The organism is Geothrix sp. PMB-07 (genome assembly GCF_030758935.1).
Lineage (GTDB): Bacteria > Acidobacteriota > Holophagae > Holophagales > Holophagaceae > Geothrix.
In genome coordinates this window covers 576,624-602,687 of record NZ_CP132333.1, presented here as the reverse complement: position 1 = coordinate 602,687, position 26,064 = coordinate 576,624, and the positions used below count along the sequence as shown (strand labels likewise).

Sequence of the window (26,064 nt, the reverse complement as noted above, 5' to 3'; positions counted from 1 at the left end):
CCTCACTGCTTCAGGCTGGCGGCGCGGTCCGAGTCGGTGGTGTCCCGGTGCCGGTAGAGGCCGATGACCAGCGCCAAGCCGACAGCCGCTTCGCAGGCGGCCACGGCGATGATGAAGAGGTAGAAGACCATGGCCTGGGCATCGCCCCCGCGGAAGCGGGCGAAGGCCAGCAGGGCGACGTTGGCCGCGTTGAGCATCAGCTCCACGCCCATGAACTGCATGAGCAGGGTGCGGCGCAGCAGCACCGCCGCCAAGCCGATGGCGAACAGGAGAAGCGCCACGACCAGGTACCCCTGGAGGCCGCCTTGCAGGATCGCGTCCATGCCACTCATTCCCGGGCCGCTCATCACAGGTTCCTCTTCGTCAGGGCCACGGCGCCGATCATGGCCGCCAGCAGCAGGAGGCCCGCCACTTCAAAGCCCAGCAGGTGGCCCGCGAAGAGCTCCAGACCAACTTTCTGCAGGGTCATGGCCTGCGGCAGGGCCGCGCCGCTGGCATTCAGGGCCTTCACACCGGCCGAAGCCAGCACCAGCTTCACCGAGCCGAACGCCAGGGCCGCCACCAGGGCCAGGGACACCCAGCGCTGAATGGGCCGGGAGGACTGGGCCTTTTCCTCCTCATGGCTGTTCAGCATCATGATCACGAAGAGCACCAGCACCATGATGGCGCCACTGTAGACGATGAGCTGGAAGGCCGCGGCCACGGGATTGGCCAGCAGGACGAAGAGGCCAGCCACACCAAAGAAGGTGGCCACCATGAAGAGGCCCGCCACGATGATGTTCTTCTGCAGCAGCATCCCCAGGGCGCCCAGGAGCGTGATGAGGGCAAAGGTGATGAACATGGCCTCTCCTTACATCGCGATCGTGCGGCGCGGCACGGAGGGAGTGGGATCCTGGCTGATGCGGTCCTTGCCATCAGCGTCGGCGTAGGTGTTCATGAGGTCCCACTTGCCGTACTGCATGGAGAGCCGGTCGTAGGCCGCCACCTCATAGTTGTTGCGCAGCCAGATGGCATCCTTGGGGCAGGCCTCCTCGCACATGCCGCAATAGATGCAGCGCAGCATGTCGATGGAGAACTTGGCCGGGCGCTTCTCCTCAAAGCCCTGAGTGATGTTCAGATCACTGAACTCCTCCGCCTCGATGCTGATGCAGCGGGCCGGGCAGGCCTCCTGGCACATGAAGCAGGCCACGCACTTGATGGCGCCATCCTCGAAACGCTTCAGTTCGTGGAGGCCGCGATAGCCTGCGGGCATCTCCTTCTTCATCTCGGGGTACTGAATCGTGTACCGCTTCGAGGTGGGCGTGAAGAGCTGCTTGATGAAGTGCTGGCCCGTGATGGCCATGCCCTTCAGCACCGGCCAGACATAGGTGCGGTCCAGCCAGCTCAGCTCGACTTTTTTGACGACGACGCCCATCGTCCCCTCCTTAGAGCTCATAACAAAACCCCACGTGGCCGCGCGAAGGGTGCCGGGCGAGCGAGGTGAGGAAGGTGAGTGTAGCGTAGCGGGTACTACGCGAAACGAGCCTGACGAAGCATCGCGACGCCCGCCACCCCTCGCCCGGAGGGATGAAGCCAGGCAGGCGCCCCGCGGCGTCAGGTCCCTTGGACAACGAACCACGTTGCCCTGCGGGCCCTTCCTTCCGGTGCATCCTGCCTGGGTTCATCGCGGCCTCGTCGGGTTTTGTTATGAGCTCTTAGTGGCCCTGGCTCATGCGCCAGGCGTGGAAGACCAGATTGGCCATGGACAGCGGCAGCATGACCTTCCAGCCCAGGAACATGAGCTGGTCGTAGCGGAAGCGCGGGAGGGTCCAGCGGATCCACACGAACACCCAGGCGAAGAACAGCAACTTGACCAGGAAGCAGAGGATCGACAGCAGCACCGGCGGGTCCGCCACGAAGGGCACCTGCCAGCCGCCGAAGTAGAGCGTCGCGATCAGCGCCGAAGCGGTCATCAGGTGCGAATACTCGGCGAGTGCCAGCAGGCTGAACTTCATGCTGCCGTATTCGGTGTTGAAGCCCGCCACGATCTCGCTCTCGCCCTCGGCGAAGTCGAAGGGCAGGCGGTTCGTTTCCGCGAACATGCAGGTGAAGAAGACGATGAAGCCCAGGGGCTGGTGGAAGATGTTCCAGTTGGGCAGCACCTTGAAGACCGTGCCGGCCTGCGCCCTGATGATCTCCGAAGGATCGTAGCCGCCCGTGGTCATGAAGAGGGTGACCACGGCCAGGCTCATGCCGATCTCGTAGCTCACCATGGCCGCCGAGGCGCGCATGCCGCCGAGGATCGACCACTTGTTGTTGCTGGACCAGGCCGCCACCAGCACGCCGTAGACCGCCATGCCGCCAATGGCCAGGGGATACAGCATGCCCATGCCGTTGCCGGGATCCAGCACGGACAGGTGGTAGGTCACGCCGCCGCTGATGAAATCCTTGCCGAAGGGAATGATGGCGAAGCCCATGAGGGCGGGCACGAAGGCCAGGAAGGGCGCCAGCCAGAACAGCTTCTTGTTGGCATCCGTGGGCACCAGGTCTTCCTTGAAGAAGAACTTGATGCCGTCGGCCAGCAGCTGGGCCAGGCCCAGGATGCGGATCTTCCCGAAGAGGGCCGTGCGGTTGGGGCCGATGCGGTCCTGGATCATGGCCGAGCCCCGGCGCTCGACCCAGGTCCACACCGATGCCAACAGCATCACGGCGGAAAAAACGATGACAACTTTGGCCACCGCCCAGAACAGGGCGGGGGTCATGTGCAGCAGGCTCGCAAGCTTGTCCATGGGCGGCTTCCCGGCAGGGCCACCCGCGGGGAGGCCCAACCCATCGAGACTAGCAGAGCCGCGGCCCCGCCGACACGGCGGGAAACGCCCCCTGGCCCGATGCCGGGGTCCGGGGCCCAGCTCCTGCGCAAGGACTTCGGCCCACAGCCGAAGGGCCCCGGCCATGACGACCGGGGCCCTTCGGGCTGAGGCGGAGATCTCATTGATCTCCGAAACAGAAACTATTTGCCCACAGGCAGGGCCTCGAACACCAGCACCTCGAAGGGCCTCAGGGTGAACGTCGCGGGCCGGTAGGGGTTGCGGAGGCCTTCCAGTTCCTTGATCTCCCGCTGCTTGAAAGCTGGCTTCACCGTGTAGGCATCGGGCGCTCCGGCGGGCAATTCCAGAACCTTGGCCAGGTCCAGCGTGAACGTCTGGGCCTCGCCACTGGGGTTGCGCAAGGTCACGATGCCCTTCTCCTTCGACCAGGACGCCCAGCCGTAGGTTTCCAGTTTTCGGGGGTTGCCGCCCACCCAGTGGCTGTCCACCAGGGTGGCCGCGTTGGCCCGGGACCACTTGGCCCCTTCGGCCAGGATGTCCCAATCCTCCTTGGTCAGCAGTTCGTGGGAGATGTACATCTCCTGCAACTGGGTGCCCGAGCCGAAGTAGGTCTTCACCTCGCGGCTGAAGGCCTTGGCGGGGTCGGTGTTGAGGCCCCGGGCCCCCTTGGCGTAGAGGATGCCGTGGAGCATGAGGGAGTTCAGGGGGTACAGCGGTCCGGCCGTCACCACGCGCTCGTAGGTATCGGCGTCGCGGTAGGTGATCCAGCGATCACGCTCAGACCCGGCTCCCTCGAAGCTGTGATCTTCCCCGCCCCGCCAGATGGAATCGCAGATGGGCAGCCAGAAGGGCGAGGGCCAGGTGCCCGTGGTGAGGTTGATAAAGAGATCCGGCTTGGCCTGCCGCAGATCCTGGATGACCGAAATGGCGGCCTCGAAGTCGCTGCCGAAGCGGCTGCCGGGCATGACGGCGTTGATGCTGCCGGTGCCGTCGAGCTTGAAGTGGTTGATGCCGTACTTGGTCACCATCTCCAGGCAGGCCCTGTGGAAGCTCTCAAAGTACTTGGGGCCCGAGAGGGCGAACAACTGGCCGTACTCGGGATCGGCCTCCCAGGGATCGGGCACCACCTCATAGCCTGCGGCCTGGCCGCTCTTGCGGCGGGCGATGCGGGGCGGGCCGTAGCCGCCCCAGGGCGAAAGCCACACGCCCGGTCCTGCGCCCACCTTGGCGGCAGCCTCTTTCACGGCGGTGAAACCATTGGGGAAGCCCTGGTGGAAGACCCACTGGCCGCCCTTGGAAGTGTCGTCCCAGCCATCGTCGAACAGGAAGGAATCCATGGTGACGCCGCGCTTCTGGCCCAGTTCCTCACCGAAGGCTTTCACCACCTTCAGGCAGTCCTTCTCGTCGTAAGGCGTGAAGTAGCCGATGTCGTACCAGGAGTTGTAGTGCAGGAAGGTGCGGTAGGCGTGGGCCCGCTCCCGCTCCACGTAGTAGAGGAAGCCGCGGCGCAGCTGCCCCTGCGGCACCACGCCCATCACCGAAGAGGCCAGGAAGCTCTTGCCCTTCTGGATGGGCAACGAAAGATCCAGCCAGCAGGTGGCGTGGGCCTTGCCCCAACGCTGCTCGGCGGCCTTGACCTCGGGCACGGCCTTGTACTGATCCGAGGCCAGGGAGCTTTCATCGCTGCCGGGAACAGGCACCACTTTGGGCGCACCGCCCGCCTCCACCTGGGTCACGGACATGGGGTGCTCGAAGCCCGTGAACAGGGTGCCCGCCACCACGGGCGTGCCATTCACCTGGCCCACGGCGTCGCCGCCGCGCAGCCAGTGATCCACCATCACCAGGCGGGCCACATCCGCATCAGCCTTGAGGGGCTTGATGGCGATCTCCTGGCGGATGTAGTTGGAGCCGTCGCGCAGGGTGGCCTTCCACTCCACGCGAAGGGCGCCATCCGGCGACGTGAGCACTGCCGATACCTGCTGGCCGGGGATGCGGCCCGCCTCGCCCACAGCGCCCGGCTGGGCCTCGACCGGCGTCACCTTGAAGCTGGAGGCCTTCATGCGGCTGGCCTTCAGGCGGGTGCCATCGTGGAATTCCAGCACAAAGGCTTCCTTGGCCGCTTCCAGATCCTTGCCGGACAGCCTGTCCTTGAGGGTGGCCGGCACCAGCCGCCCGCCGAAGATCCCCCAGGAAGCCGACAGAGCATTATTGGACAGCGACAGATACTGGGCCGCGGTTTCGGAAGCCACCGCCTTGCCAGGATCGGGCCCCGGGAAATCCATGGCCAACGCCGTCCGGGCCACGCCCAGAGCCAGGCCCAGCGCCAGCGCCGACAGCAGTCGGGGGCTTTTTATTGAGTGGTCGATCATTTTGTCCTCCCGCGGACCGATGCCCCAAGGGTAGCCGGGACCAGCCGTGAGGAATAGCCGCGATTCCTGACAAGGGAAAAAGCACGAACCGCGAATGTCGCAGATCGCCATTCGCGGTCCCAGCTGGTTATTGTTTCGCCTCGATCTTGCTCCAGGAATCCTTCAGCCCCACCGTCCGGTTGAACACCAGGGCGCCAAGGCGGCTGTCGGGATCCAACGAGAAGTAACCCGTGCGCTCGAACTGGAAGCGCTCCCCGGCGGTGGCGCCAGCCAGGCTGGGCTCCAGGCGGGCTTCGGTCAGCACCTCGAGGCTGCCGGGGTTCAGCAACGCCTTCCAGTCCTGGCCCTCGGGCACGTCCATGGGATCTTCCTGGGTGAAGAGCGTGTCGTAGAGCCGGACTTCCGCCTTCACGGCGTTCGGAGCGCTCACCCAGTGCAAGGTGCCCTTCACCTTGCGGCCATCCGGCGCGTTGCCACCCTTGCTGGCGGGATCCCATTCGCAGCGCAGCTCCACCACATGGCCAGCCGCATCCTTGATGACCTCTTTGCAGGTCACGAGACAAGCGCCGCGCAGCCGCACCTCAGCACCTGGCGCCAGGCGGAACCACTTCTTGGGGGCCTCTTCGCGAAAGTCATCCTGGTCGATGAAGAGCTCGCGGGTGAAGGGCAGTTTGCGGGTGCCCATGGCCTGATCCTCGGGGTGGTTCGCCACCTCGACCTCGAAGGCGTCAGCGTCGCCCATGTTGGTGATGACCACCTTGAGGGGGCGCAGCACGGCCATGCGGCGGGGGGCGCGCTTCTCCAGGTCCTCGCGGATGCAGAACTCCAGCAGGCCCACATCGGCCACCATGTCGCGCTTGGCCACACCCACGCGCTCCGCGAAGGCCCGGACGGATTCCGGCGTGTAGCCCCGCCGCCGCAGGCCGCAGATGGTGGGCATGCGGGGATCGTCCCAGCCGCTCACGATGCCGTCCTGCACCAGTTGCAGCAGGCGCCGCTTGCTCATCACCGTGTAGGTGAGGTTCAGGCGGGCGAACTCGATCTGGCGCGGCAGCGGTCGCTGGAAGAAGGTGGCCTCCCCGTCCTGCTCCAGGAACCAGTCGTAGAGTGGGCGGTGGTCCGAGAACTCCAGGGTGCAGATGGAGTGCGTGATGGTCTCGATGGCGTCCGACACGCCGTGGGCGTAGTCGTACATGGGATAGATGCACCAGGCGTCGCCCGTGCGGTGGTGGTGGGCCCGGCGGATGCGGTACATGAGCGGATCGCGCAGGTTCATGTTGCCGGCCTGCATGTCGATCTTGGCGCGCAGCACCTTGGCGCCATCCTCGAATTCCCCCGCCTTCATGCGACGGAACAGGTCGAGGTTCTCATCGGCACTGCGCTCCCGGTAGGGGCTCGCCTTGCCCGGCACATGGAAGTTGCCGCGGTACTCGCGGATCTCCGCCTCGGTGAGGTCGCAGACATAGGCCTTGCCCTGCTCGATCAGGTACTCGGCGTAGTCGTACATGAACTGGAAGTAGTCCGAGGCGTAGTGCTCGCCCTTCCACTCAAACCCCAGCCACTGCACGTCCTCCCGGATGGAATCCACGTACTCGACGTCCTCCTTCACGGGGTTGGTGTCATCGAAGCGCAGGTTGGTGGCGCCGCCGTAGGCCTTCGCCAAGCCGAAGTTCAGGCAGATGCTCTTGGCGTGACCGATGTGCAGGTAGCCGTTGGGCTCTGGCGGGAAGCGCGTGAGCACCCTCCCCCCGTGCTTACCAGAGGCGCGGTCCGCCTCGACGATCTCCTCGATGAAGTGGAGGCTGCGGGGTTCAGGGGCTGGGGTATCGGAAGACATCGGAGCTCACAATCCGTAAACCTTCAAGATACCAAGGCCTCGCATCAATCCCCAAAAGGCAATCAAGCCACGGATCAACACGGATGAACCCAGAGATGGATCAACCTCCACCTCTGTCCAGCGATGGCAAATCCCTACCCCAGCCCCGCCGCCACCTGGGTGGCGCGCTCGATGCCCCGGGCCACGACGGAGCGGATGCGGCCATCCTCCAGGGCCAACAGGCCGGCGATGGTGCAGCCGGCGGGAGTGGTCACCTCGTCCTTGAGGGCGGCGGGGTGCTTGCCGGTTTCCAGCACCATGGAGGCGGCGCCCAGGGTCATCTGGGCCGCCAGCTCCAGGGCCACGGCGCGGGGCAATCCACACTGGACGCCGCCCTCCGCCAGGGATTCCAGGATGATGAACATGAAGGCGGGGCCGCTGGCGCTGAGGCCGGTGACGGCATCCATGTGTTTTTCGTCCAGATCCATCACGCGGCCCAGGGGCTCGAACAGGATCCGGGCCTGAGCCAGCTGGGCCTCGCTGACCGCCTGACCCGCCGCCAGCACCGTCATGCCCTTGCGGATGGCGCAGGGCGTGTTGGGCATGGCGCGCACCAGGGGTGTGCCTGCGGGCGTGTGGGCCTCGAGGAAGGCCAGCGTGGTGCCCGCGGCGATGGACACCACCAGGGGCCGGTGATCCAGGGCCCCGGTGGCGTTGAGGCGTTCCAGCAACCCCTTCAGTTCGCGGGGCTTCACGCAGAGCAGCACCACTTCCGAGGCCCGCACCGCGGCATCCACATCGTGGGTGAGCTCCAGGCCCAGGGCCTCGGCCCGGGCGCGGGCCGCGTGGGGATGCCGCGTGGCCGCATGGATGCGCCCGGCGGGGTAACCCGAGGCTTCCACCAGACCGGCGCTGATGGCCTGGCCCATGGTGCCGAAACCGATGATGGCGAGTTGAGGATGCTGACTCACGGGGACTCCCTAAAACGAAAAACCCCGCCGGGGGTGGCGGGGGGATATCGAAACCTGATTCCAGGTCAGCGAGGCGCGCAGCTCCCCCCCGCACTCAAGGTGCTAGGGCGCGGGTGCACGGCCGAGAAGGAGTTCATGGGCATCAGCATAGCCGGAACCCCATAGAAGCAAAGATGAAACCGTGACTACTGGTCCCGCCCCTGCCCCAGGGTCCACCAGGGGCAATCGTTCAGGGCGGAGACGACGAAGCCCTGCTTCATTTCCGAGATGCGCTGGAACTGGGTGGTGATGGCGGTGTGGAAGCCCGTGGTGACTTCGCCCGGGCCCGATTTTACGCCAAAGAAGAAATCCGACTGGGCGAGGCCCAGGCGCAGGACGGTCTCCTGCAGGGCCTCCCGGTGGTCGAAACCCTCGGGGATGTTCTGGATCACCTGCACCGATTCCGCGGCGATGATGGTCGGCGCGTAGGCGGCGGTGCCCTGGTCCTCCAGCACCGTGAGGGTGATGTGGGTGAATTCGTCGAGATCCATGGCCCCCGCCATCACAACCAGCGGCTGAGCCGCGCCACCACTTCATCACGCCCGGTCAGCATGAGCGTGTCGTAGATGCCGGGGCTCACGGGCTTGCCGCAGAGGGCCACGCGCAGGGCCTGGGCCAGATCCTTGGTCTTCAGGCCATGGCGTTCCAGGATGGCGGCGAAGGCGGCTTCCAGGCCCTCATGGGTGTAGTCGGTCAGCGCGGCCACTTCGGCCAGGGCGGGTTTGACGGCCGGGGTGATGAACTTCTCCACGGCCTTCTCGTCGAAGCTGGTGGGCCGCTCGAAGGCGAAGCGCAGAGCCTCGGCCATGTCGGTGAGGGACTTGCCCTTCTGTGTGCACTGAATGGCTTGGGCCTTCCAGGCATCCGGCTTGCCGGGCCAGGATTCGGGCATGAAGGGCCGCAGGTGCGGCTCCAGTTCCTGCCAGGAGGCCCGCTGGATGAGCTTCTGGTTCAGCCACTGGAGTTTGTCCATGTCGAAGCGGGCAGCGCTCTTCTGGCAATCCGCCAGGTCGAAGAGCTGGATCATCTGCGCGTCGGTGAGCAGTTCCTCTTCGGCGCTCTCCACGGCCTTGCCGTCGATCTTGGGCGTCCAGGAGAGCCGCGCCAGGGCCAGCCGCACGGCGGAGGGCAGCAGGCCCATGGCCTGGTATTCGGTGATGCTGGTGGCGCCGTGGCGCTTGCTGAGCTTGGCGCCGTCGGCGCCCAGGATCATGGGCACGTGCGCGAAGGCGGGCAGCTCGTAGCCGAAGGCCGCGAAGAGCGGGATCTGCTTGGGCGTGTTGTTGAGGTGGTCGTCGCCGCGGATCACGTGGGTCACCTGCATGTGGGTGTCGTCCACCACCACGCAGAAGTTGTAGGTGGGCACGCCAATCTCACCGGGGCCATCGCCTGTGCGGGCGATGATCCAATCATCCAGGCTGTCCGCCGGGAAGTGCGTGTGGCCCTTGATGAGATCGGGCACCACGATGTCGCCTTCCTCGGGCATGCGGAAGCGGATGGCGGCCGGTTGGCTGGCATCGTGGTTCGCGGCCGCGCAGCCCTTGCCCCGATCCATGCCGCGGTTGTACTGGAACACCTTGCCCGCGGCCTCCACGGCCTTGCGGCGTTCTTCGATGGCCTCGCGCGAACAGCGGCAGCGGTAGGCCAAATCCTTGTCCAACAGCTCCTGGATCTTGGCCTTGTAGAGGTCCATGCGCTGCATCTGACGGTAGGGACCGTGCGGGCCCTTCCACTGGCTGGCCTCGCCCACCACGGGGCCCTCGTCCCAATCCAGGCCGCACCAGGCCATGCCCTCTTCGATGATGCGGATGTTGTCATCGGTGCTGCGGGAGAGATCGGTGTCTTCGATGCGGAGGATGAAGCGGCCGCCATGCTTGCGGGCAAACAGCCAGCAGAAAAGGGCGGTGCGCACGCCCCCGATGTGGAGCATGCCGGTGGGCGAAGGGGCGAAGCGGGTGACGATCTGGCGGGACATGGGAACCCTCGGAATCCAAACCTCCAGTGTGCCCCAAGCGCGCGATCGGTGATCGCGCGATTACGAAAAGGCACCGCGTTTTCGCCCTACTTGATATACAGCTTCAGCCGGATCTCCACCGGGGAGTCGCCGCTGAAGAGGCTGCGGTCCAGCACCACGGGCACTTCCACCACGCTGCTGTGGGGCATGTGGGAAGAGGCAGGGGCGGCGACCGGATGGCTGGTCTCGGAAGGGATCTCGTCGATCTCCTCGAGGAGTTCGCCTGCAGACAATTCTTCCACTTCCAGCGGCTTGGTGGATTCCTTGGCGGGCGGAGGCGGCGGAGGGGGCGCACCGCCCAGCATGACAACCGGTTCTTCCACCACGCCGCCGCCGTATTTTTCGGCAAGGCTCTTCAGCACCAGCTTGGCCACGCCCGTGAGGGTCTCCTTGACGCCTTCGCCCCGCATGGCGCAGGCCTCGAAGGTGGGGGCGCCGAAAAGGTTGATCTCCCGGTTCAACTGCTCCACGGGCAGGGCGTTGGGAGTATCCCGCTTGTTCCACTGGATGACGTGGGGGATCTTCTCCAGGTCCGCGCCCTGGTCCTTCAGGTTGGTGATGAGGTTCTGGAAGCTCTCCTTGTTGCTTTCCAAGGCAGGGGCCTGGGAATCGGCCACGAACACCACGGCATCAGCGCCCCGGAGCACCAGCTTGCGGGTGGCATCATAGAAGACCTGTCCAGGCACTGTGTAGAGCTGGATGCGGGTCTTCATGCCCCGGATGGTGCCCAGTTCGATGGGCAGGAAATCAAAGAAGAGGGTGCGGTCCGTTTGGGTGGCCAGGGACAGCATCTTGCCGCGCCCATCGCCAGGCAGGGTGTCGTAGACATGCTGGAGATTGGTCGTCTTCCCGCACAGGCCGGGGCCGTAGTAGACGATCTTGGCCGTCAACTCCTTGGTGGCCGCGTTGAAAAGCACCATGCATGCACCTTCATCTCGTGGGGGAAGATTGGCGGGTCCGCTGCGACCCGTCAAGAAAGAACCGAGATGCGCAGACTATCCTCATGACGCGAGGATGCGCTACACTTCGGCCCATCCCACCAACCGAGGATGTCCATGGCCAAACTGCTGGTACACGAAAGCGCAGGAGCCCGCGAATTCGAGATCATTGATAACGAGGTCCACATGGGCCGTGAGCTGGACAACACGCTCCGGCTGCCCGATCCCAGCATCAGCCGCCACCACTGCGTGATCCGCAAGGTCGGCGGCGGTTTTGAGATCCAGGATCTCCAGAGCAGCAATGGCGTGCTCGTGAATGGCAATCGGGTGCAGTCCTCCCCACTGCGGGACGGTGACCGCATCACCCTGGGCCAGGTGCAGCTGACGTTCCAGGACCCTCGCCCCGAAGCCGGTGCCACCGTGGCCCTCAACATCCAGGATGCCCCTGCCGTGCCCATCGGCACCGTGCGCATGTCCGCCGATGATCTGGCCGCGATCCATGTGGGCAACGCCCCGACCCCCATGGAACCCAAGAATCCCGATCAGATCGCCACGGGCCCAGTGGCCATTCCGACTCCGCCCCAGGCGCCCCCCTTGCCCCCGGTCGCCCCCCCCGTGACACCGGCGCCCGCGCCCAGGCCGACCCCTGCGGTTACCCCTCAGCAATCCTTCCTCGGATCTCTGCTGCCTTCCATCCCCGATGAGGCCGTGATCCTGAGCGAACGTGGCGACCTGGGCAGCCGGTTGGTCGCGGTGCTGATCGACGTGGTTCCCGCGGTGGTCATTTCCATCGCGTTCATGGTTCTCTCGGTCGTGCCATTCCTGGGCTGCATCCTCCTGCCCCTGAACGTTGTCGCCCAGCTGGCCTATTTCTGGGTCTTCGTGCCCTGGACCGTCTCGAAATACGGCGCGAGCATCGGCAAGAAGATGATGAAGCTGCGCGTCGTGCCCGAGGGCGATCCCACCGGCCGAATCGGCTTCGGACCGGCCATCCTTCGCCAATTCGGCAATTTCTTTGCGCTCAACCTCATCGTCTTGGCCATCAAGGGCGATGAGCGCATCAGTCTGAGCGACATGATCGCCAAGTCCGAAGTCCTCAAGGTCGACCGTTGATTCAGAGTTGAACCCGGTTCCGGCGCCCGCCTCGGCGGGCGCCTCCCGTTTGGAGGCCCCATGATCCTCACCGGACGGCAGATCCTGGAGGCGAAGGCGGAGGGCCGTCTCCGCATCGAGCCCTGGCAGGACAGCCAGCTCAATCCCAACAGCTACAACCTGCGCCTGGGCGAGGATCTGGCCGTCTACGCCGACCATGAACTCGACATGGCCCGGCCCAACGGCATCGAGTTCCTCAAGATCCCGCCCGAAGGCCTGCTGCTGCAGCCCGGAAAGCTCTACCTGGGCCGCACCCTCGAATACACCGAAACCCGCGGCATGGTGCCCATGCTCGAAGGCCGCAGCAGCGTGGGGCGCCTGGGTCTCTTCGTGCATGTCACCGCGGGCTTCGGCGACATCGGCTTCTGCGGCTACTGGACGCTGGAGATCAGCTGCATCCAGCCCGTGCGCATCTACGCCGGTGTGGCCATCTGCCAGATCTTCTACCACACCGTCAGCGGCGAGTACGACAGCTACGAATCGGGCAAGTACCAGCGCAACTCCGGCATCCAGCCGTCCATGCTCTGGAAGGATTTCATCAAAGAGTAGTGGTGCCGGGCGTGATCACCTAGAATCACTCAAACACAACCCTGAGGTGATTCATGCCCCTGCTGGCCGCCCTTCCCACATTCGGACTCCTGCAGTCCCACCCCGAGGGCGCTGCCCTGGCGGGAATCGCCGCACTCGGGTGCATGGTCTGGCTGGTGATCCTGCTGGCCATGGTCATCTTCCCCGTCTTCTGTTTCTGGCGGATCTTCTCCAAGGCGGGCTACAGCGGCGCCATGGCCCTGCTCTGCCTCATCCCCGGCATCGGCATGATCATCGTCCTCTGCATCCTGGCCTTCGGCACCTGGCCCAGCGGCCAGAGGGGCTAAGCCATACTCCTCCCGAAAACAGGCGTGCCTGGCCCAACCGGCCTCACGCCTGTTTTTCATTGGGAGCGTTGACCTCCGCCCAATCGCGCAGGTGGGCCACCGCCAGCACCATGAGGCCCAGGCCCAGCCACCACCCTGTGGCCAGCCGGGCCGGGTGCCAACTGGGGTGCCAGCCCAGATCCTGGGTGAGGACATCCAGCGCCATGGGCAGGGCCGCGCCCAACGCGAGGGTCCGGGCATGGCGCACGGCCCAGGCACCGGCGGGCAGCAGCGCCCCGGTCAGGAGCCCCAGGTAGATGCCCGCGCAGCGGCTGCATACGAGCATTTGCACGCCGCCCAAGAGAAGGCTGCGCTCCGCCAAGCGATGGCAGGTGGTGCCAAAGACCGCCTCCAGGAGCACCGACCGGTGACCCGCCATGATCCATGGCAGCAGGCCGATGCCCCCGAGGAGGATTCTGAACGCGAGGACCCAGCGGGGCCGGGTCCAGGTCATCAGGCGCGCTTCCGATCCTTGAAGAAGAGGGCCATGCCGAGGATGCCGCCCAGGGCGCCGAAGGCCGCGTAGAGTACGGCGTTCACGGGGAGCATCATCACCCCCATGGCCGAGGAGGCCGCCAGCTGTGACTTCAGCTGGGGCGGGGCGCTGCTGAGCACCGAGGAGAGCAGCGAGACCATCATGTGGCTGGTGATCAGGCCGAGCAGCCCGGCGATCACACCGGCGCCAGCACCAGCAGCCGCGCCGAAGCCCGCAGCCTCGCCCATGGAGACCGAATCACCGGGCGCGCTCTTCAGATACATGGACAGCGCCAGAACGATGCCCCCCATGTTGAGCAGACAGAAACAGCAGTTGAGGATGTTCAGCAGCGGGATGCCGCTGGCCACACCGCTGATCAGGGCCCCGATCAGGATGTGTTTGCCGAAGCGGCCGAAGGTCTGGTCCTGAGGTGTCACAGGTTCCATGAGGGCTCCCATTGGAAAGGCGTGGAAGGGTCCAGGTTGGCGAAGCCTGGCCTGGAAGGATCGGGGGTGGATGTCAGTCTAGGACTGAAGGCCGCGCAAAGGTAGAGAGGAACCTGCCGCGGGCCGCACGAGGCCCATCACCTCAGTCCGTGCACGCCCGTCGGCGCATCCGGAGTCCACAGCACCTCGAAGGGCCGCACCTCCTGCTCAATGCCCTTGAGGGCAAAGCCCGCCAGCTGGCGGAGGTCGGCCCGGCCCGAAAGCTCCGCGGTACGGGGCCCCAGCACGATCTGGCCCGGCTTGGCCACACCGCTCTCCAGGCGCGAGGCCAGGTTCACCGTACTGCCCATCACGGTGTAGTCCATGCGCTTCTCGCAGCCGATGTCGCCTGCGAAGGCCTCGCCACTGTTGATGCCGATTCGCATTTTCAATTCGGGATAGCCCGCGGGCCGGGCGGCGTTGAGCGTGGCGAGACAGTCCTGCATGGCGATGGCCGCCTCGATGGCGTGCTTGGCGTGGTCGGGATCGGGATTGGGCGCGCCGAAGAAGGCCATGATGGCGTCACCGATGTACTTGTCGAGGGTGCCGCCGCGGCTGAAGATCTGATCGGTCATCACTTCAAAGGTGCGGTTGAGGATGCCCGCCAGCACCAGCGGCTCCATCCCTTCGCTCATGCGCGTGAAGCCCGAGATGTCGGCGAACAGCACGCTGATCTGGCAGCGCTGGGCCTGGAGGGCAGGCGCCTCCTTGCTCTGGCTGGATTTGAGGATCTGATCCACCACCTGCGGGCTGTGATAGCGCTCGAGGCGCTGGCGGAACTTGGCCTCCCGCTCGCGCTGGATGCCCACGGCGGCGAAGTTGGCCATGGCGCTGAGCAGGTGTTCATCCTCGCGCTTGAAGCCGCCCTTGTTGAGGCTGGTCTCCAGGTAGATCACGCCCAGGGCCTGATCCTCCACGATCAGCGGCGCGCAGAGGGCCGAGGTGATGCTGTGGATCTTGATGCTCTCCCCGGCGCTGAAGCGGGGGTCCATGCGGGCATCGGTGGTGAGGATGGCCACGCGGTTGTCCATGGCCGTGCGGGCGATGGTGCGGCTGATGGGGTTCGTGTGGGTGCCGGGCACCTCCTCCCAAACCAACTCAGGCACCAGCTCGCCCCCAGCATCTGCCAGCAGGATGAAGCCCCGCTGGCAGGGGATCTGGGCCGTCACCAGGCCCATCACCGATTCCAGCAGCTCCGCGAGGCCCGCGGCCCGCAGCAGGGTGCCCGCCATGCTGGCCAGGCGCTGGAAGAGCGTCACCGCTTCGCCCGAGGGGTGCTGGCCGCTGGCCTGGGCCAGCATGGCCTCCAGGCTGGCGTGGGGCACCAGGATGGAGCCGGAGGCATCGAAGGCCCGATCCTCTAGAGCGATCTTGGAAATGACCGCCCGGGGCGCCAGGTCCTGGTTCAGGCCCACGGCGGGCGCCGGACTGCCCTCCGGCACCCACACCACGGCGGTTTCGCCCAGCAGAATGGTGTCACCGGGATGCAGCAGGGCCGGTTCGTTCAGGACCGACCCGTTGAGCGAGGTCCCGTTGAGGGACTTCATGTCCATGACGTGGGGCTGGCCGTTCCTCAGGAAGACCCGGGCATGGATGCGGCTGACCGCGTTCGTCTGGATCTTGATGGTGGCCTGGTCCCCCCGGCCGATGGTCACGCCCTCTTCCGTGAGCGTCACGGGATGCAGGGCACCATCAACCTGGAGGGTGAGTTTCATGGCCGGTCCGGAAGGGGATTGAGTTTAACACGCGCTAGAGACGTCATCGGTGGCCCGTTGTATCCTATGAGGTTCCCCCCGCCGGGGCTCTGGAGTGCCGTTGACCAAAGTCGGATTCATGTCCCTGGGATGCCCCAAGAACCTCGTGGATTCCGAGGTGATGCTGGGCCACCTGCGCCTCAAGGGCTACCAGATCACCCCGGTGCTGGAGGAGGCTCAGGTGCTGGTGGTGAACACCTGCGGGTTCATCGACGCGGCCAAGGCCGAAAGCGTCGAAGCCATTCTGCAGGCCGCCTCCATGAAGCAGGAAGGCGCCTGCGAGAAACTCATCGTGGCGGGGTGTCTGGTGGAACGCTACCGGGATGAACTCATGGCCGAGATGCCCGAGATCGACGCCTGCCTGGGCACCCGCGACATCGAGCAGATCGCCGAAATCATCGGCGCGGGCGCCAGCTTTGAGCTGAACCCCAATCCGGACTACCTCTACACCGAGGCCAGCCCGCGCATGCTGACCACCCCCAAGGCCAGTGCCTATCTGAAGATCAGCGAGGGCTGCGACCATGCCTGCGCCTTCTGCGTCATCCCCCAGCTGCGCGGCGGCCAGCGCAGCCGCAGCATCGAGAGCGTGGTGGCGGAGGCCCGCAACCTGGTGGCCCAGGGCGTGCTGGAGATCAGCCTCGTGGGCCAAGACACCACGGACTACGGCCGCGACTTCGGCGATCCCGACGCGCTGGAGAAGCTGGTCCGGGCCCTGGGCACTGTCGAAGGCCTGCGCTGGTTCCGCATCCACTACGCCTACCCCAACCGCCTCACCGATGGCCTGCTCCACGCCATGGCGGAAACACCCAACTGCGCCCGCTACCTGGACATGCCCCTGCAGCATGCCGATGCGGGCATCCTCAAGGCCATGGCCCGGGGTGGCAGTCGCGCCCAGTTCCTGAAGCTCATCGAAAAGGTGCGGCGCATCGTGCCGGGCATCGCCATCCGCTCCAACTTCATCGTAGGCTTCCCCGGCGAGGACGAAGCCGCCTTCGAGGAACTGAAGGCCTTCGTGAAGGAGGCCCGCTTCGAGCATGTGGGCGTCTTCACCTACAGCCCCGAAGAAGGCACCTCGGCCTATGCCCTGGGCGATCCCATCCAGAAGCGCACCAAGGAGGCCCGCAAGCGCCGCCTGCTGGAGTTGCAGCAGAAGATCGCCCGGGAGCTGAACCAGGCCAAGGTCGGCCAGGTCATCGACGTGCTGGTGGAAGGCGCCCACGAGGAAACCGATCTCATCGTGAAAGGCCGCCACGCTGGCCAGGCCCCGGACATCGACGGCAACGTGCTGCTGGTGGATGGCGCCCCCCAGGCGAACACCATCCAGCGCGTGCGCATTGTGAAGGCCCACGCCTACGACCTCATCGGCGAAGTGGAAGAGGGTGGCCTGGAGGCCAGCACCGCGGCCTATGAGGCGGCCTTCAGGACCCGGCAAGCCTAGGGCACTAAACCGATCTGCGAAGACTCTCGTAGGCAAGGTTACTCACCCGCCCGGGGATTCTATGCGCCTTTCCGTCCTGGCCTTCGTCTGCATGCCCGTCCTGGCCTCGCAGACCCCCAACCCGCCCAAGGTGGCCATTCCCAGGCTGGCCCAGGCGCCCTCCATGGCCGCGGACGCGGATCTTTCCACCTGGAGCGGAACCCTCGACATCCGCGACTACGGCATGATCATGCCAGACGACAAGGGCGAGAACCGCTGGCCCACCACCACCCACCTGGGCTGGGGCCCGGACGCCCTCTACGTGGCCATCGAGGCCATGGACCCGGAACCCTCGAAGATCCGCGCCGCCCGGCACATGCGGGACAACAACAGCGGGGATTTCGATTTCGTGGGCATCGACCTCGATCCCTCGGGCAAGGGCCAGAGCATCATCCGCTTCTTCGTCACGCCCCTGGGCGGGCAGATCGACGAGATCGCCACAGACAGCACCGGCGAAAATTCATCCTATGACTGCCTCTGGGATTCCACGGGCGTGCTCACCCCCACGGGCTATGTGGTGAAGATGCGCATTCCCTACAGCAGCCTGCGCCGCATGCCCGGTGACTGGGCGCTCCGCATCCTCCGCATCATCCCGCGCGAGCGCCGCTACGGCATCTCCTGGCCCCGGATGAGCAAGGACATCCAGTGCGACATCTGCCAGATGGCGCGGGTGTCCGGCGCGCCCGTGGACAAACCCGGCTCGCCCTTCCTGGTCATCCCCTTCACCACCTTCAACCGCACCCAATCCCTGGCCGCCGATCCCAGCGCGTCATCCAAAAACCAGGCCTGCCTGGGCATGGACCTGCGCTACGCCACCTCGGCCCTGACCCTGGAAGGCACGTACCGGCCCGATTTCGCCCTGGCGGATGCGGACGTGGACCCATTGCAAATCAACAGCCGCTTCAAGGTGTTCTACCCCGAGCGGCGGCCCTTCTTTCTGGAGGGGATGGATCTGCTGGGCCTGCAGGGCGCCCAGCGCCAGTTCTTCAGCCGCGCCATCCAGAACCCCCTCTATGGCGTGAAGGCCTCGGGGCAGGCGTCCTTCGCGACCTGGAGCGTGCTCCATGCCAAGGATCAGGATGGCGGTTTGGTGCTCGGATCCAACGGCGCAGAGGGCGTGGATGGCCGCGCCACCCGCGACACCGCGGCCGCCATGAGGCTGCAGCTGGATGACCGGGGCTCGGGACTGTCCTTCCTGGGCACAGACAAGAGTCTTCTCGACGGCCCGGCCCGCGCCGGCGGCCAGAGCGGCGGCATCTACCTGGATCAGTATTTGGGTTCCGAATTTCACGTCATCGGCAGCGCCGTAACGGCCACCGCCCACCTGCCCCAGGCCGACGGTTCCCTGTCCTCCCAGCGGGGCACGGCGCTCTCCGGTGAACTGGATTGGAACACCCGCCACTGGTCCGCCTGGGTGGTGGATCAGGCCACCAGCCCCGACCTGGTGCTGCTCTCGGGGTTCACCGATCTGCAGGGCTACCGCCGCCAGAACGCGGGCCTGCAGTGGCGGGGCAACTGGAACGAGGGCCTGCTCTCCCAGGCCAACGCCACCCTGCGCGGGCGACGCCTCACCTGGTGGAACGGCGACCCCATGGACCGGGTGGTGGGGCTGGACGGCTACCTGGAAACCGCCGGCCGCCTGAGCTTCTTCATCAACTGGGATGTGGCCGGCCGCACCTGGGGCGAGGACCATGGGCAATCCGTGGCGGCCCGGGCCCTCACCATCGGCGGAAACTGGCGGAAGCATTCCCCGGCGCAGTTCGGCTGGAACGCCTCCCAGGCCCGCACCATCGACCTGGCCTCGGGCGACCCGGCCAGGCTGCGCTCGGGCTCGCTCTTCCTCTACGGCACCGTGGGGTCCATCTCCTACAACCTCCAGGCCCTCCAGTCGAACCTGGATCGCGAGGCCGACGACCTGCGCCTCATCCGCGCCCGGGAACTCACGCTGACCGGAAGCTGGCAGTTCCCCCATGCTTTCTACGCGAAAACCCAGGCCTTCGTGGTGCGCTACGACGGGTCGGAGCTGGAGGCCGTGGACAAGTTCCTGAAGGTGTTCCTGGGCTGGCAGCCCAACGCCTTCACCAATGCCTACCTGGGCTGGTCCGGCCAGCGGCGCCGCGATCCCCTGGCGCCCATCGGCTCGGAGCATATGGTGGAGCGGGGCCTCTTCGCCAAGCTGGCCTATGCGGTGCAGTTCTAGAGGCACGGCTACACTGATCGGATGCTGGAGCTGAAAAACCTGACCCGCGCCTACGAACTCGGCGGCGAACGCGCCGGTGTGTTCGACGTGTCGCTGACCGTGCCCAAGGGCTGTCTGGCGGTGCTGGCAGGCCCCAGCGGCAGTGGCAAAACCACGCTGCTGCAACTGGCCGGGCTGCTGGACACCCCCGACGAAGGCGAAGTGCGCCTCGAAGGTGAAACGGTTTCCTCGCTGCCGGAAAAGGCGCGCTGCGACTTGCGCCTGCGCCGACTGGGCTTCGTCTTCCAGGCCTTCAACCTGGTGCCGGTGCTGTCGGCGCTGGAAAACGTGATGCTCCCCTTGCAGCTCCAGGGCGTCGCCGAAGCTGAAGCGCAGGCCCGCGCCGAAGCCGCCCTCGCCCGCGTGGGCCTCTCTGACCGCGCCCACCACCATCCCGGCCAGCTCAGCGGCGGCCAGCAACAGCGCGTGGCCATCGCCCGGGCCCTGGCGCCTGAACCATGGCTGGTGCTGGCGGACGAACCCACCGCCAGCCTCGACCATGCGCACGGCGGCCCCCTCATGGACCTCATGGGCGAACTGGCCGCGGAACGCGGCGTCACCTTCGTGGTGGCCAGCCACGACCCCTCCGTCATCAGCCGCGCCCACCGTGTGTTCCGGCTGCTAGACGGGCGGCTGGTGCAGCAGGACTGAAAAGATGAATCCACAGATTTCACAGACTTCACAGATTTGGGAATGTTCGCGTTCCTCCAGCCGAGTCTCCACCCCCAAGACATCGCTTTCCAATCTGTGCGAATCGGTGAAATCTGTGGACCAGATGCCTTCCCGTGGAGCAGCGGAATGATCCTCGCCCGCCTGGCCCTCCGCAACCTGCTGCGCCAGCGGCGGCGCACGGCGCTCACGCTCATGGTGGTGGTGGCGGGCTTCCTGGCCCTGAGCCTGGCCGGGGGCTTCATGGCCCAGACTTTCCAGGGGCTGTCGGACGCCGCCATCCGCGGCGGCCTGGGGCACCTGCAGGTGCTCCCGCCCGGGGCCATGGAAGGCGATGAGGCCCAGAGCCTGGAGAAATCCCTGGCCGATGGCGAAGCCCTGGCCACGCAGCTCCGCAAGGATCCCGCGGTGGCCGAGGTGCTGCCGCGCATCCAGTTCATGGGCCTGCTCTCCAGCGGCGCGAAGAGCGTGGCCTTTCTTGGCACCGCGGTGGAACCCGTCCTCGAACCCCGCCACATGGCCAGCGCCGAGGCCCTGAAGGGCGGTGCCCTCGCCGCCGGGGGTTCCGGATCCCGCTGGCTCTCCGCCGAACCCGGTGCCCGCGAGGTGATCCTCGGCACCGGCCTGGCCCGCGCCCTAGGGGCCTCAGTGGGCAGTTCGCTCACCCTGATGTCCACCACCAAGGACGGGGCTCTGAACGCCGTGGATGTCGATGTGGTGGGCCTTCAGGATCTGGGCCTGCGGGAATTGAATGATCGCTTCCTCACGGTGAGTCTCGCCACCGCCAGCCAGCTGCTGGATGCAGGCACGGCGCGTTCGCGCCTGAGTGTGGTGCTCAAGCGGCCCCAGGACACAGCCAAAGAACAGGCGCGCCTCCAGACCCTGCTGCCCGGAACCACCGTGAAACCCTGGTTCGAGCTGGCCTCCTTCTACCGTCAGGTGAAGCTGCTCTACTTCGCCATCTTCGGCTTCATGGGCCTGGTGCTCTTCCTGGTGGTGCTGCTGGCCACGGCCAACACCCTGCTCATGTCCGTCATGGAGCGGGTGCGGGAGTTCGGCGTGCTAAGGGCCATGGGCCTCCAACCGCGCCAACTCCTCGTCCTGCTGCAGTGGGAGGGCGCCTTCCTGGGCCTTCTCGGCAGTGCGCTGGGTCTGACGATCACCCTGCTCCTCCGAGCCGGGCTCAACGCCCTGCACCTGCAGATGCCCGCCCCGCCGGGCACCAGCCACGGCTACGAGCTGAACATCCACTTCGTGCCCTGGGTCTACCTGGCCGTGGCCGTGGGACTTCAGCTCACCCTGCAGGTCAGCGCCCTCTTCCCGGGCCTGAAGGCGGCGCGGCTTCGCATTGTAGAGGCGTTGCGCCATGTCTAGCTCCCATATCCGCTCCATGGCTCGCGGCGGCGTTTCGATTCTGCTGCTGGCCACGCCTCTTTTGGCGGATGGGATTGAGGCCGCCGCCGCAGTGGCCGTGGGCCCGACCCAGCGCAATGCCATCCCCCATTCGGGCGACCACACCACGGCGCTGCAACTGAGGGTGGGCTGGGACCAGTCGCCCTCTCAGCTGCGCATGGACCAATGGCAAGTCATGGCTCAGTCCGGCTCCAGCGAGACTGTGCAGTTCGTCATGACGGGCCTCGGCGCTCAGCGCAGCTGGTGGACCGAGCGGCATGGCGCTCAGGCCGCCCTGGGGGCCGAGCTGCGATTGGAGCGCTACACCGGCCACAGCAGCCTGGCCGGTGGAACCTCACCTCTGGCCTCCGCGCAGGCCTGGATGGTGCGCCCCTGGCTGCGCGCCCAGGCGGGCTTCCGCGGCTTGCTGATTCCCCTGCCCAGCCCGGCCATGGAGGCCCTGCACTGGCTCACCCAGGGGGGCCGCTACACCCATCCCTTCACCCGGATTGAAGTCGCCGTGCCCCTCTGGCAGCAGGGCGGAGAGGGCCCCCGCGGCGCCCTCCGGCAAATGGCGCCCCGCTGGGAGGGCTCGGTCCAGCTGGGCATGCGCTTTGGAGGCTCTTTGTGACGGCGGAATCCAACGCCCCAACTCCCCGGTTGGCCTGGTGGATCGCCACCGGATTCGGCAGCGGGTACCTCCAACCCGCACCCGGCACCTGGGGCACCCTGGCGGGACTGCTGGCGTGGCTGGGTCTGGTTCAGGCGATGGGGAGGTGCCACTGGACTCTCGCCCCCTGGCTCCTCCTAAGCGCGCCGCTGGCGCTGACCCTGGTGGCGGTGTGGGCCGCCGACCGCGTGGTGAAGGAAACCGGCCAGAAGGATCCCTCCTTCATCGTGGCCGACGAGTGGGCGGGCATCTGGTTCGCGCTCACCCCCCTGCTCTTCACCGTCACGCTGCAGCCCCAGCCCGCAATCCTCTGGGTCGCCCGCCTGGTGGCGCCCTTCATGCTGTTCCGGCTCTTCGACATCTGGAAGCCCGGTGTGGTGGACCGCGCCCAATCCCTTCCTGGAGGGTGGGGCGTGGTCATGGACGATGTGCTGGCGGGACTGCTCGCCGCCCTGATCGTTTGGCCACTGGATCGCTGGCTGGGCGCACAATCTCTGCTTCACCCAGGGCTGTGGCGGGGCTGAAATTCGCACATAGACCCCAAACAAGTCCGCTGAGATTCAGGAGGAACGGTCTCTCACGCAATTCATGCCCATGGTCAAACGGGCCGGACCGGCGTTTAATCGTCCGGCAATGACCTTTCTAACGCGGGTGCAAAGGCAACGGCCAAGGGCATCGAATGTCGTCCTGGCCATGGGCCTGTGCTTTGGTTTGGGCGAGTGGGCCGAGGCGGGCGATGTGGTGCGGGTGGGCGGTACAGGCAGCGGCTCAGGCGCGCTGCTGGCCCTGGCGAAGGCCTATGAGCGACACCACCCGGATCACAGCATCCAGGTGCTTCCCAGCATCGGCAGCACGGGCGGCATCCGCGCCGTGGCCGACCGGAAGCTGGACCTGGGCTGCATCTCGAGGGCCATGACGAAAGAGGAAGAATCCCTGGGCCTCGAGGCGCAGAGCTTGGCCACCACCGCCTTCGTCTTTGCCACCTCAGCCCATACAGCCGCTGGCCCCCTCACCCTGAAGGAGGTGGAAGACATCTACGCGGGCCGGAAAGCCACCTGGAAGGACGGCCGACCCATTCGCCTTGTGCTTCGTCCCAAATCGGATACGGCCCACGCCTACCTTTCGGGCTTCACCCCCGGCATGAAGGCCACCCTGGATCAGGCTCATGCCCTGCCGGGCGTCTGCGTGGGCATCACCGATCAGGAAGCACTGACCCAGCTGGAACAGACGCCAGGCTCCTTCGGAACTGCGGTGCTGGGGCTCATCGTTTCCGAGGGGCGTCAGGTGAAGGCGCTGCCTGTGGATGGCATCCAACCCACAAGCCCCGACTATCCCTTCACCCTCACCCTCCGCATGGTGTTCCGGCGGAGCGAATGGTCGGCCGCGGCGCAGAGCTTCATGGCCTTTGCCCAATCCAAAGAAGGGCGACAGATCCTCAGCCAGGCTGGCTACCGCCCCATGGCCGAAACATCCAGAGGGGCACGATAGGCCATGCCCAACCGACGAACCTCTGTCAGCCATGCGGTGGTGCGCTTCCTGAACCGTCTGGGTTTCCTGGCGGCGCTGAGCCTGACCGTGGCCATCCCGGCGGTCTTCGCTGGTTTCACCATCCGCGGGGCTCAGCGCGCGCTGGAGATCGAGACATCCCAGGTGGCCCGGAGCCTCGAGCAGATCGTCATCCAGCGTCCCGATTTGTGGACTTACGAATTCCTCCGGCTCCAAGAGCTCATCGACAAGCCGGTGGTGGGCGGAATGCCTGAGGATCGGGCGGTGCGTACCTCGCAGGGTGTGGAACTGGCGCACAGCACGTTCCGAGCCCCCTGGCCCACCCTTCGCTGCACCCTTCCCTTCCATGATTCGGGTCGCGTGGTGGGGTTTCTGGAGGCGCGCCGTTCGATCCGCAGGGACCTCATCCAAACCTTGGTGGTGGCCCTGGGCAGCGCCCTTCTTGGCTGGGGGCTCTTCCTCACATTCCAGCTGCTCCCGGTTCAGGCGCTGGGCCGGGCCCTGGCAGAGCTCTCGGATGAACGGCGCCGGACCGCCGCCACCCTGCGCGCCATTCCCGATGGGATCATCGCCGCTGACGGGGACGGGAACGTGGCCTTCCTGAACCTCGCCGCGGAGTGGCTGCTGGGCGTCGAGGCCCAGGCCGCCGTGGGGCAGCCGCTCAGCCAGGTCTATCCGGTGCAGCGGCCAGACAGCCCGGGAACCCACGAAGGTCAGGCCGAACTCCACCGACCCGGCCAACCCGTGCGCACCTTTGAGGAGCGCCACTCGCCTCTGCCTGGGGAATGGGGCGATCAGCCGGGGCAGGTGATCGTGTTCCGCGAGATCACCTCGCAACTGCGAACCGAGGCCGAGCTGCTCCGGGTGCGCCAGATTGAATCCCTGGGCGTGCTGGCTGGGGGCATCGCCCACGACTTCAACAACTACCTGTCTGCCATCCTCGGCAACATCTCCCTGGCCCGCCAGGATCTTCCCGCTGGCAGGGCTGCGGATCGGCTGAACGAAGCGATCAAGGCCACCGACCGTGCCCGGTCCCTCTCCTTGAAGCTTCTGACCTTCGCCAAGGGCGGGGACCCTGCCCGGCGGGTGGTGGATCTCGCTCCCCTGGTCCGTGAAGCCGCGGAGTTCGCCACCCATGGCACTGGGGTGAGTTTCAGCTGTGAGGTGCAGCCGGGGCTCTGGAACGCGGAGGTGGATGACGGCCTGGTTTCCCAGGTGGTTCACAACCTCGTCATCAACGCGGTCCAGGCGATGCAGAACCAGGGGCGGCTCCGCATCCGGGTCGAGAACCTGCAGGTGGAAGGGAGCGAGCTGCCGCACCTGCGCCCGGGCCGCTACCTGCGGGTAGCGCTTCAGGATTCCGGGCCAGGCATTTCGCCGGCCATTCTGCCGCGCATCTTCGAACCCTATTTCACCACCAAGTCCGCGGGCAACGGCCTGGGCCTCGCCAGCTGCTTCAACATCATGCGGGCCCATGGCGGAAGCATCTCAGCCGAATCCGAGCTCGGCCAAGGGGCCACCTTCGTGCTGCACCTTCCGGCCACCGAGAAAGCGCTGGACCTGCGCCCAGCCGCGCCCACTCCAGAGGAGCCATCACCAGGGCGAGGCCGGGTGCTGGTGATGGAAGACGATGCCGTTCTGGTTGAAATTGCAGCTGAAATGCTGGAGCGCTCCGGCTTCACGGCTCAGACGTGTCCAACTGGCGAGATGGCCCTTGAGGCCTACAGCAGGGCTCTTCAGACAGGTTCTCCCTTTGCCGCCGTCATCATGGATCTGACCATTGCCGGTGGCATGGGGGGCCGGGAGACCGCGGCGCACATCCTCGCGCTCCATCCCGAGGCACGGCTGATCGTCTCCAGCGGCTATTCCGTGGATCCGGTCATGGCCCGGCCCCAGGATTTCGGTTTCAAAGCCATCTTGCCCAAACCCTACAGCCTGGCGGACCTCGCAAGGGTCATGGACGACGTGCTGCCCACGGGCGGATAACCCTTCAGCGCACCTTCCCGAGGGCCAGAAGGGCCGAGACCCGCTGGTGCTGTTCGATGGGATGGCGCAGGGGCAGGCTGGTGTTCACCTTGTACTCGTTGCTCCGGGCGTCGTCCTGGCGCCGGCTGCGCTTCAGGTAGCCCGCCGCCTCCAGGTCATCCAGGATGCGCTGCACAGCTCGGTAGGTGATCTCCACGCGGTCGGCCAGATCCTGGATGCGCAGGGAGGGATCCTGGGCCAGGCAGATCAGCACGTGGGCATGGTTGGACAGGAACGTCCAGGGGGCCGCCGCAGGCTTGCCTGACGGTTTTCTGGACACGGCGCGATTCATTCTTCCATTTTCGCGGCCTTCGATGTCTCAATATACATGAATTTTGTTTCATGTATTATT

The 26,064-nt window shown here is 66.1% G+C and carries 24 protein-coding genes and 1 pseudogene; 11 read left to right on the top strand and 14 right to left on the bottom strand.

The genetic code is table 11. From position 1 onward, the window contains the following. Positions 1 to 2: 2 nt before the first annotated feature. The 10 genes and pseudogenes from nuoK to Q9293_RS02640 form a co-directional block, all read right to left on the bottom strand. Positions 3 to 347 carry an NADH-quinone oxidoreductase subunit NuoK gene (gene nuoK, locus Q9293_RS02685; RefSeq protein ID WP_306249776.1) on the bottom strand — a complete coding sequence of 115 codons (345 nt, stop codon included), beginning with the start codon at positions 345 to 347 and terminating at the stop codon, positions 3 to 5. Further along, positions 347 to 841: an NADH-quinone oxidoreductase subunit J gene (locus Q9293_RS02680; RefSeq protein ID WP_306249774.1), complete on the bottom strand. Its 495-nt coding sequence runs from the start codon at positions 839 to 841 to the stop codon at positions 347 to 349. Before Q9293_RS02680 ends, nuoK begins: the two co-directional genes overlap by 1 nt. Before the next feature lie 9 nt (positions 842 to 850). Then, positions 851 to 1,414: an NADH-quinone oxidoreductase subunit I gene (locus Q9293_RS02675; protein WP_306249772.1), complete on the bottom strand. Its 564-nt coding sequence runs from the start codon at positions 1,412 to 1,414 to the stop codon at positions 851 to 853. 280 nt (positions 1,415 to 1,694) lie between these two features. Then, complete coding sequence (nuoH, locus tag Q9293_RS02670) at positions 1,695 to 2,768, bottom strand: NADH-quinone oxidoreductase subunit NuoH (RefSeq protein WP_306249770.1); 1,074 nt, start codon at positions 2,766 to 2,768, stop codon at positions 1,695 to 1,697. A gap of 221 nt (positions 2,769 to 2,989) precedes the next feature. Next, complete coding sequence (locus Q9293_RS02665) at positions 2,990 to 5,176, bottom strand: hypothetical protein (RefSeq protein WP_306249768.1); 2,187 nt, start codon at positions 5,174 to 5,176, stop codon at positions 2,990 to 2,992. A gap of 127 nt (positions 5,177 to 5,303) precedes the next feature. Next, a complete protein-coding gene (locus tag Q9293_RS02660) occupies positions 5,304 to 7,013 on the bottom strand; it encodes a glutamine--tRNA ligase/YqeY domain fusion protein (RefSeq protein ID WP_306249766.1) in 1,710 nt (569 codons plus the stop codon). A gap of 134 nt (positions 7,014 to 7,147) precedes the next feature. After that, positions 7,148 to 7,963, bottom strand: a complete 816-nt coding sequence (gene proC, locus Q9293_RS02655; RefSeq protein ID WP_306249764.1) for a pyrroline-5-carboxylate reductase — start codon at positions 7,961 to 7,963, stop codon at positions 7,148 to 7,150. Positions 7,964 to 8,148: 185 nt separating this feature from the next. Next, positions 8,149 to 8,493 (bottom strand): hypothetical protein, encoded by a 345-nt coding sequence (locus Q9293_RS02650; RefSeq protein ID WP_306249762.1) that lies wholly within the window; start codon positions 8,491 to 8,493, stop codon positions 8,149 to 8,151. 11 nt (positions 8,494 to 8,504) lie between these two features. After that, positions 8,505 to 9,977: a glutamate--tRNA ligase gene (gltX, locus tag Q9293_RS02645; RefSeq protein ID WP_306249760.1), complete on the bottom strand. Its 1,473-nt coding sequence runs from the start codon at positions 9,975 to 9,977 to the stop codon at positions 8,505 to 8,507. Positions 9,978 to 10,363: 386 nt separating this feature from the next. Continuing rightward, a pseudogene (locus Q9293_RS02640) lies at positions 10,364 to 10,936 on the bottom strand (ATP/GTP-binding protein); the annotation flags it as partial. A gap of 135 nt (positions 10,937 to 11,071) precedes the next feature. On the opposite strand from Q9293_RS02640, the gene Q9293_RS02635 reads away from it, so the two are divergent. The 3 genes from Q9293_RS02635 to Q9293_RS02625 are packed head-to-tail and all read left to right on the top strand — an operon-like array spanning position 11,072 to position 12,981. Further along, entirely contained in the window at positions 11,072 to 12,067 is a 996-nt protein-coding gene (locus Q9293_RS02635) for an FHA domain-containing protein (RefSeq protein ID WP_306249756.1), read from the top strand. Positions 12,068 to 12,127: 60 nt separating this feature from the next. Continuing rightward, a complete protein-coding gene (dcd, locus tag Q9293_RS02630; protein WP_306249754.1) occupies positions 12,128 to 12,655 on the top strand; it encodes a dCTP deaminase in 528 nt (175 codons plus the stop codon). Between the two features lie 53 nt (positions 12,656 to 12,708). Further along, positions 12,709 to 12,981, top strand: coding sequence for a hypothetical protein (locus tag Q9293_RS02625; protein WP_306249752.1), 273 nt, complete (start codon positions 12,709 to 12,711; stop codon positions 12,979 to 12,981). Between the two features lie 43 nt (positions 12,982 to 13,024). On the opposite strand, the gene Q9293_RS02620 is transcribed toward Q9293_RS02625, so the two are convergent. From Q9293_RS02620 to Q9293_RS02610, 3 genes are all read right to left on the bottom strand, one after another. Further along, the gene (locus Q9293_RS02620) at positions 13,025 to 13,474 is read right to left on the bottom strand and encodes a DUF2085 domain-containing protein (protein WP_306249749.1); all 450 of its coding nucleotides are present in this window, start codon (positions 13,472 to 13,474) and stop codon (positions 13,025 to 13,027) included. Further along, complete coding sequence (locus tag Q9293_RS02615; protein WP_306249747.1) at positions 13,474 to 13,941, bottom strand: hypothetical protein; 468 nt, start codon at positions 13,939 to 13,941, stop codon at positions 13,474 to 13,476. Before Q9293_RS02615 ends, Q9293_RS02620 begins: the two co-directional genes overlap by 1 nt. A 137-nt stretch (positions 13,942 to 14,078) precedes the next feature. Next, positions 14,079 to 15,695: an adenylate/guanylate cyclase domain-containing protein gene (locus Q9293_RS02610; RefSeq protein ID WP_306249744.1), complete on the bottom strand. Its 1,617-nt coding sequence runs from the start codon at positions 15,693 to 15,695 to the stop codon at positions 14,079 to 14,081. Positions 15,696 to 15,795: 100 nt separating this feature from the next. Here Q9293_RS02610 and rimO point away from each other — a divergent pair, with 100 nt between their 5' ends. The 8 genes from rimO (at position 15,796) to Q9293_RS02570 (ending at position 25,673) form a co-directional block, all read left to right on the top strand. Continuing rightward, complete coding sequence (gene rimO / locus Q9293_RS02605; RefSeq protein WP_306249741.1) at positions 15,796 to 17,172, top strand: 30S ribosomal protein S12 methylthiotransferase RimO; 1,377 nt, start codon at positions 15,796 to 15,798, stop codon at positions 17,170 to 17,172. Positions 17,173 to 17,233: 61 nt separating this feature from the next. Continuing rightward, positions 17,234 to 19,411, top strand: coding sequence for a DUF5916 domain-containing protein (locus Q9293_RS02600; protein WP_306249739.1), 2,178 nt, complete (start codon positions 17,234 to 17,236; stop codon positions 19,409 to 19,411). A 21-nt stretch (positions 19,412 to 19,432) separates the two neighbouring features. Further along, complete coding sequence (locus Q9293_RS02595; RefSeq protein WP_306249737.1) at positions 19,433 to 20,101, top strand: ABC transporter ATP-binding protein; 669 nt, start codon at positions 19,433 to 19,435, stop codon at positions 20,099 to 20,101. A gap of 147 nt (positions 20,102 to 20,248) precedes the next feature. Continuing rightward, positions 20,249 to 21,493 (top strand): ABC transporter permease, encoded by a 1,245-nt coding sequence (locus tag Q9293_RS02590; protein WP_306249735.1) that lies wholly within the window; start codon positions 20,249 to 20,251, stop codon positions 21,491 to 21,493. Continuing rightward, positions 21,486 to 22,142 (top strand): hypothetical protein, encoded by a 657-nt coding sequence (locus tag Q9293_RS02585; protein WP_306249734.1) that lies wholly within the window; start codon positions 21,486 to 21,488, stop codon positions 22,140 to 22,142. Before Q9293_RS02590 ends, Q9293_RS02585 begins: the two co-directional genes overlap by 8 nt. After that, positions 22,139 to 22,705 carry a phosphatidylglycerophosphatase A gene (locus tag Q9293_RS02580; protein WP_306249732.1) on the top strand — a complete coding sequence of 189 codons (567 nt, stop codon included), beginning with the start codon at positions 22,139 to 22,141 and terminating at the stop codon, positions 22,703 to 22,705. The genes Q9293_RS02585 and Q9293_RS02580 overlap by 4 nt, the downstream gene beginning before the upstream one ends. A 169-nt stretch (positions 22,706 to 22,874) precedes the next feature. Next, complete coding sequence (locus tag Q9293_RS02575) at positions 22,875 to 23,669, top strand: PstS family phosphate ABC transporter substrate-binding protein (protein ID WP_306249730.1); 795 nt, start codon at positions 22,875 to 22,877, stop codon at positions 23,667 to 23,669. Positions 23,670 to 23,672: 3 nt separating this feature from the next. After that, positions 23,673 to 25,673 (top strand): ATP-binding protein, encoded by a 2,001-nt coding sequence (locus Q9293_RS02570; protein ID WP_306249728.1) that lies wholly within the window; start codon positions 23,673 to 23,675, stop codon positions 25,671 to 25,673. A gap of 4 nt (positions 25,674 to 25,677) precedes the next feature. Here Q9293_RS02570 and Q9293_RS02565 read toward each other — a convergent pair whose 3' ends face one another. Then, on the bottom strand, positions 25,678 to 25,992 hold the full coding sequence (locus Q9293_RS02565; protein WP_306249726.1) for a MarR family winged helix-turn-helix transcriptional regulator: 315 nt from the start codon (positions 25,990 to 25,992) through the stop codon (positions 25,678 to 25,680). Positions 25,993 to 26,064: the final 72 nt, after the last annotated feature.

Coding starts and splice junctions, on each gene's coding strand:
- Q9293_RS02675 (WP_306249772.1), bottom strand. CDS start 1,414: ATGGGCGTCGTCGTCAAAAAAGTCGAGCTGAGCTGGCTGGACCGCACC.
- Q9293_RS02615 (WP_306249747.1), bottom strand. CDS start 13,941: ATGGAACCTGTGACACCTCAGGACCAGACCTTCGGCCGCTTCGGCAAA.
- Q9293_RS02595 (WP_306249737.1), top strand. CDS start 19,433: ATGCTGGAGCTGAAAAACCTGACCCGCGCCTACGAACTCGGCGGCGAA.
- Q9293_RS02665 (WP_306249768.1), bottom strand. CDS start 5,176: ATGATCGACCACTCAATAAAAAGCCCCCGACTGCTGTCGGCGCTGGCG.
- nuoK (WP_306249776.1), bottom strand. CDS start 347: ATGAGCGGCCCGGGAATGAGTGGCATGGACGCGATCCTGCAAGGCGGC.
- Q9293_RS02625 (WP_306249752.1), top strand. CDS start 12,709: ATGCCCCTGCTGGCCGCCCTTCCCACATTCGGACTCCTGCAGTCCCAC.
- gltX (WP_306249760.1), bottom strand. CDS start 9,977: ATGTCCCGCCAGATCGTCACCCGCTTCGCCCCTTCGCCCACCGGCATG.
- Q9293_RS02570 (WP_306249728.1), top strand. CDS start 23,673: ATGCCCAACCGACGAACCTCTGTCAGCCATGCGGTGGTGCGCTTCCTG.
- Q9293_RS02585 (WP_306249734.1), top strand. CDS start 21,486: ATGTCTAGCTCCCATATCCGCTCCATGGCTCGCGGCGGCGTTTCGATT.
- Q9293_RS02680 (WP_306249774.1), bottom strand. CDS start 841: ATGTTCATCACCTTTGCCCTCATCACGCTCCTGGGCGCCCTGGGGATG.
- Q9293_RS02590 (WP_306249735.1), top strand. CDS start 20,249: ATGATCCTCGCCCGCCTGGCCCTCCGCAACCTGCTGCGCCAGCGGCGG.
- Q9293_RS02620 (WP_306249749.1), bottom strand. CDS start 13,474: ATGACCTGGACCCGGCCCCGCTGGGTCCTCGCGTTCAGAATCCTCCTC.
- dcd (WP_306249754.1), top strand. CDS start 12,128: ATGATCCTCACCGGACGGCAGATCCTGGAGGCGAAGGCGGAGGGCCGT.
- Q9293_RS02650 (WP_306249762.1), bottom strand. CDS start 8,493: ATGGATCTCGACGAATTCACCCACATCACCCTCACGGTGCTGGAGGAC.
- Q9293_RS02635 (WP_306249756.1), top strand. CDS start 11,072: ATGGCCAAACTGCTGGTACACGAAAGCGCAGGAGCCCGCGAATTCGAG.
- nuoH (WP_306249770.1), bottom strand. CDS start 2,768: ATGGACAAGCTTGCGAGCCTGCTGCACATGACCCCCGCCCTGTTCTGG.
- Q9293_RS02575 (WP_306249730.1), top strand. CDS start 22,875: ATGGGCCTGTGCTTTGGTTTGGGCGAGTGGGCCGAGGCGGGCGATGTG.
- Q9293_RS02600 (WP_306249739.1), top strand. CDS start 17,234: ATGCGCCTTTCCGTCCTGGCCTTCGTCTGCATGCCCGTCCTGGCCTCG.
- Q9293_RS02610 (WP_306249744.1), bottom strand. CDS start 15,695: ATGAAACTCACCCTCCAGGTTGATGGTGCCCTGCATCCCGTGACGCTC.
- Q9293_RS02660 (WP_306249766.1), bottom strand. CDS start 7,013: ATGTCTTCCGATACCCCAGCCCCTGAACCCCGCAGCCTCCACTTCATC.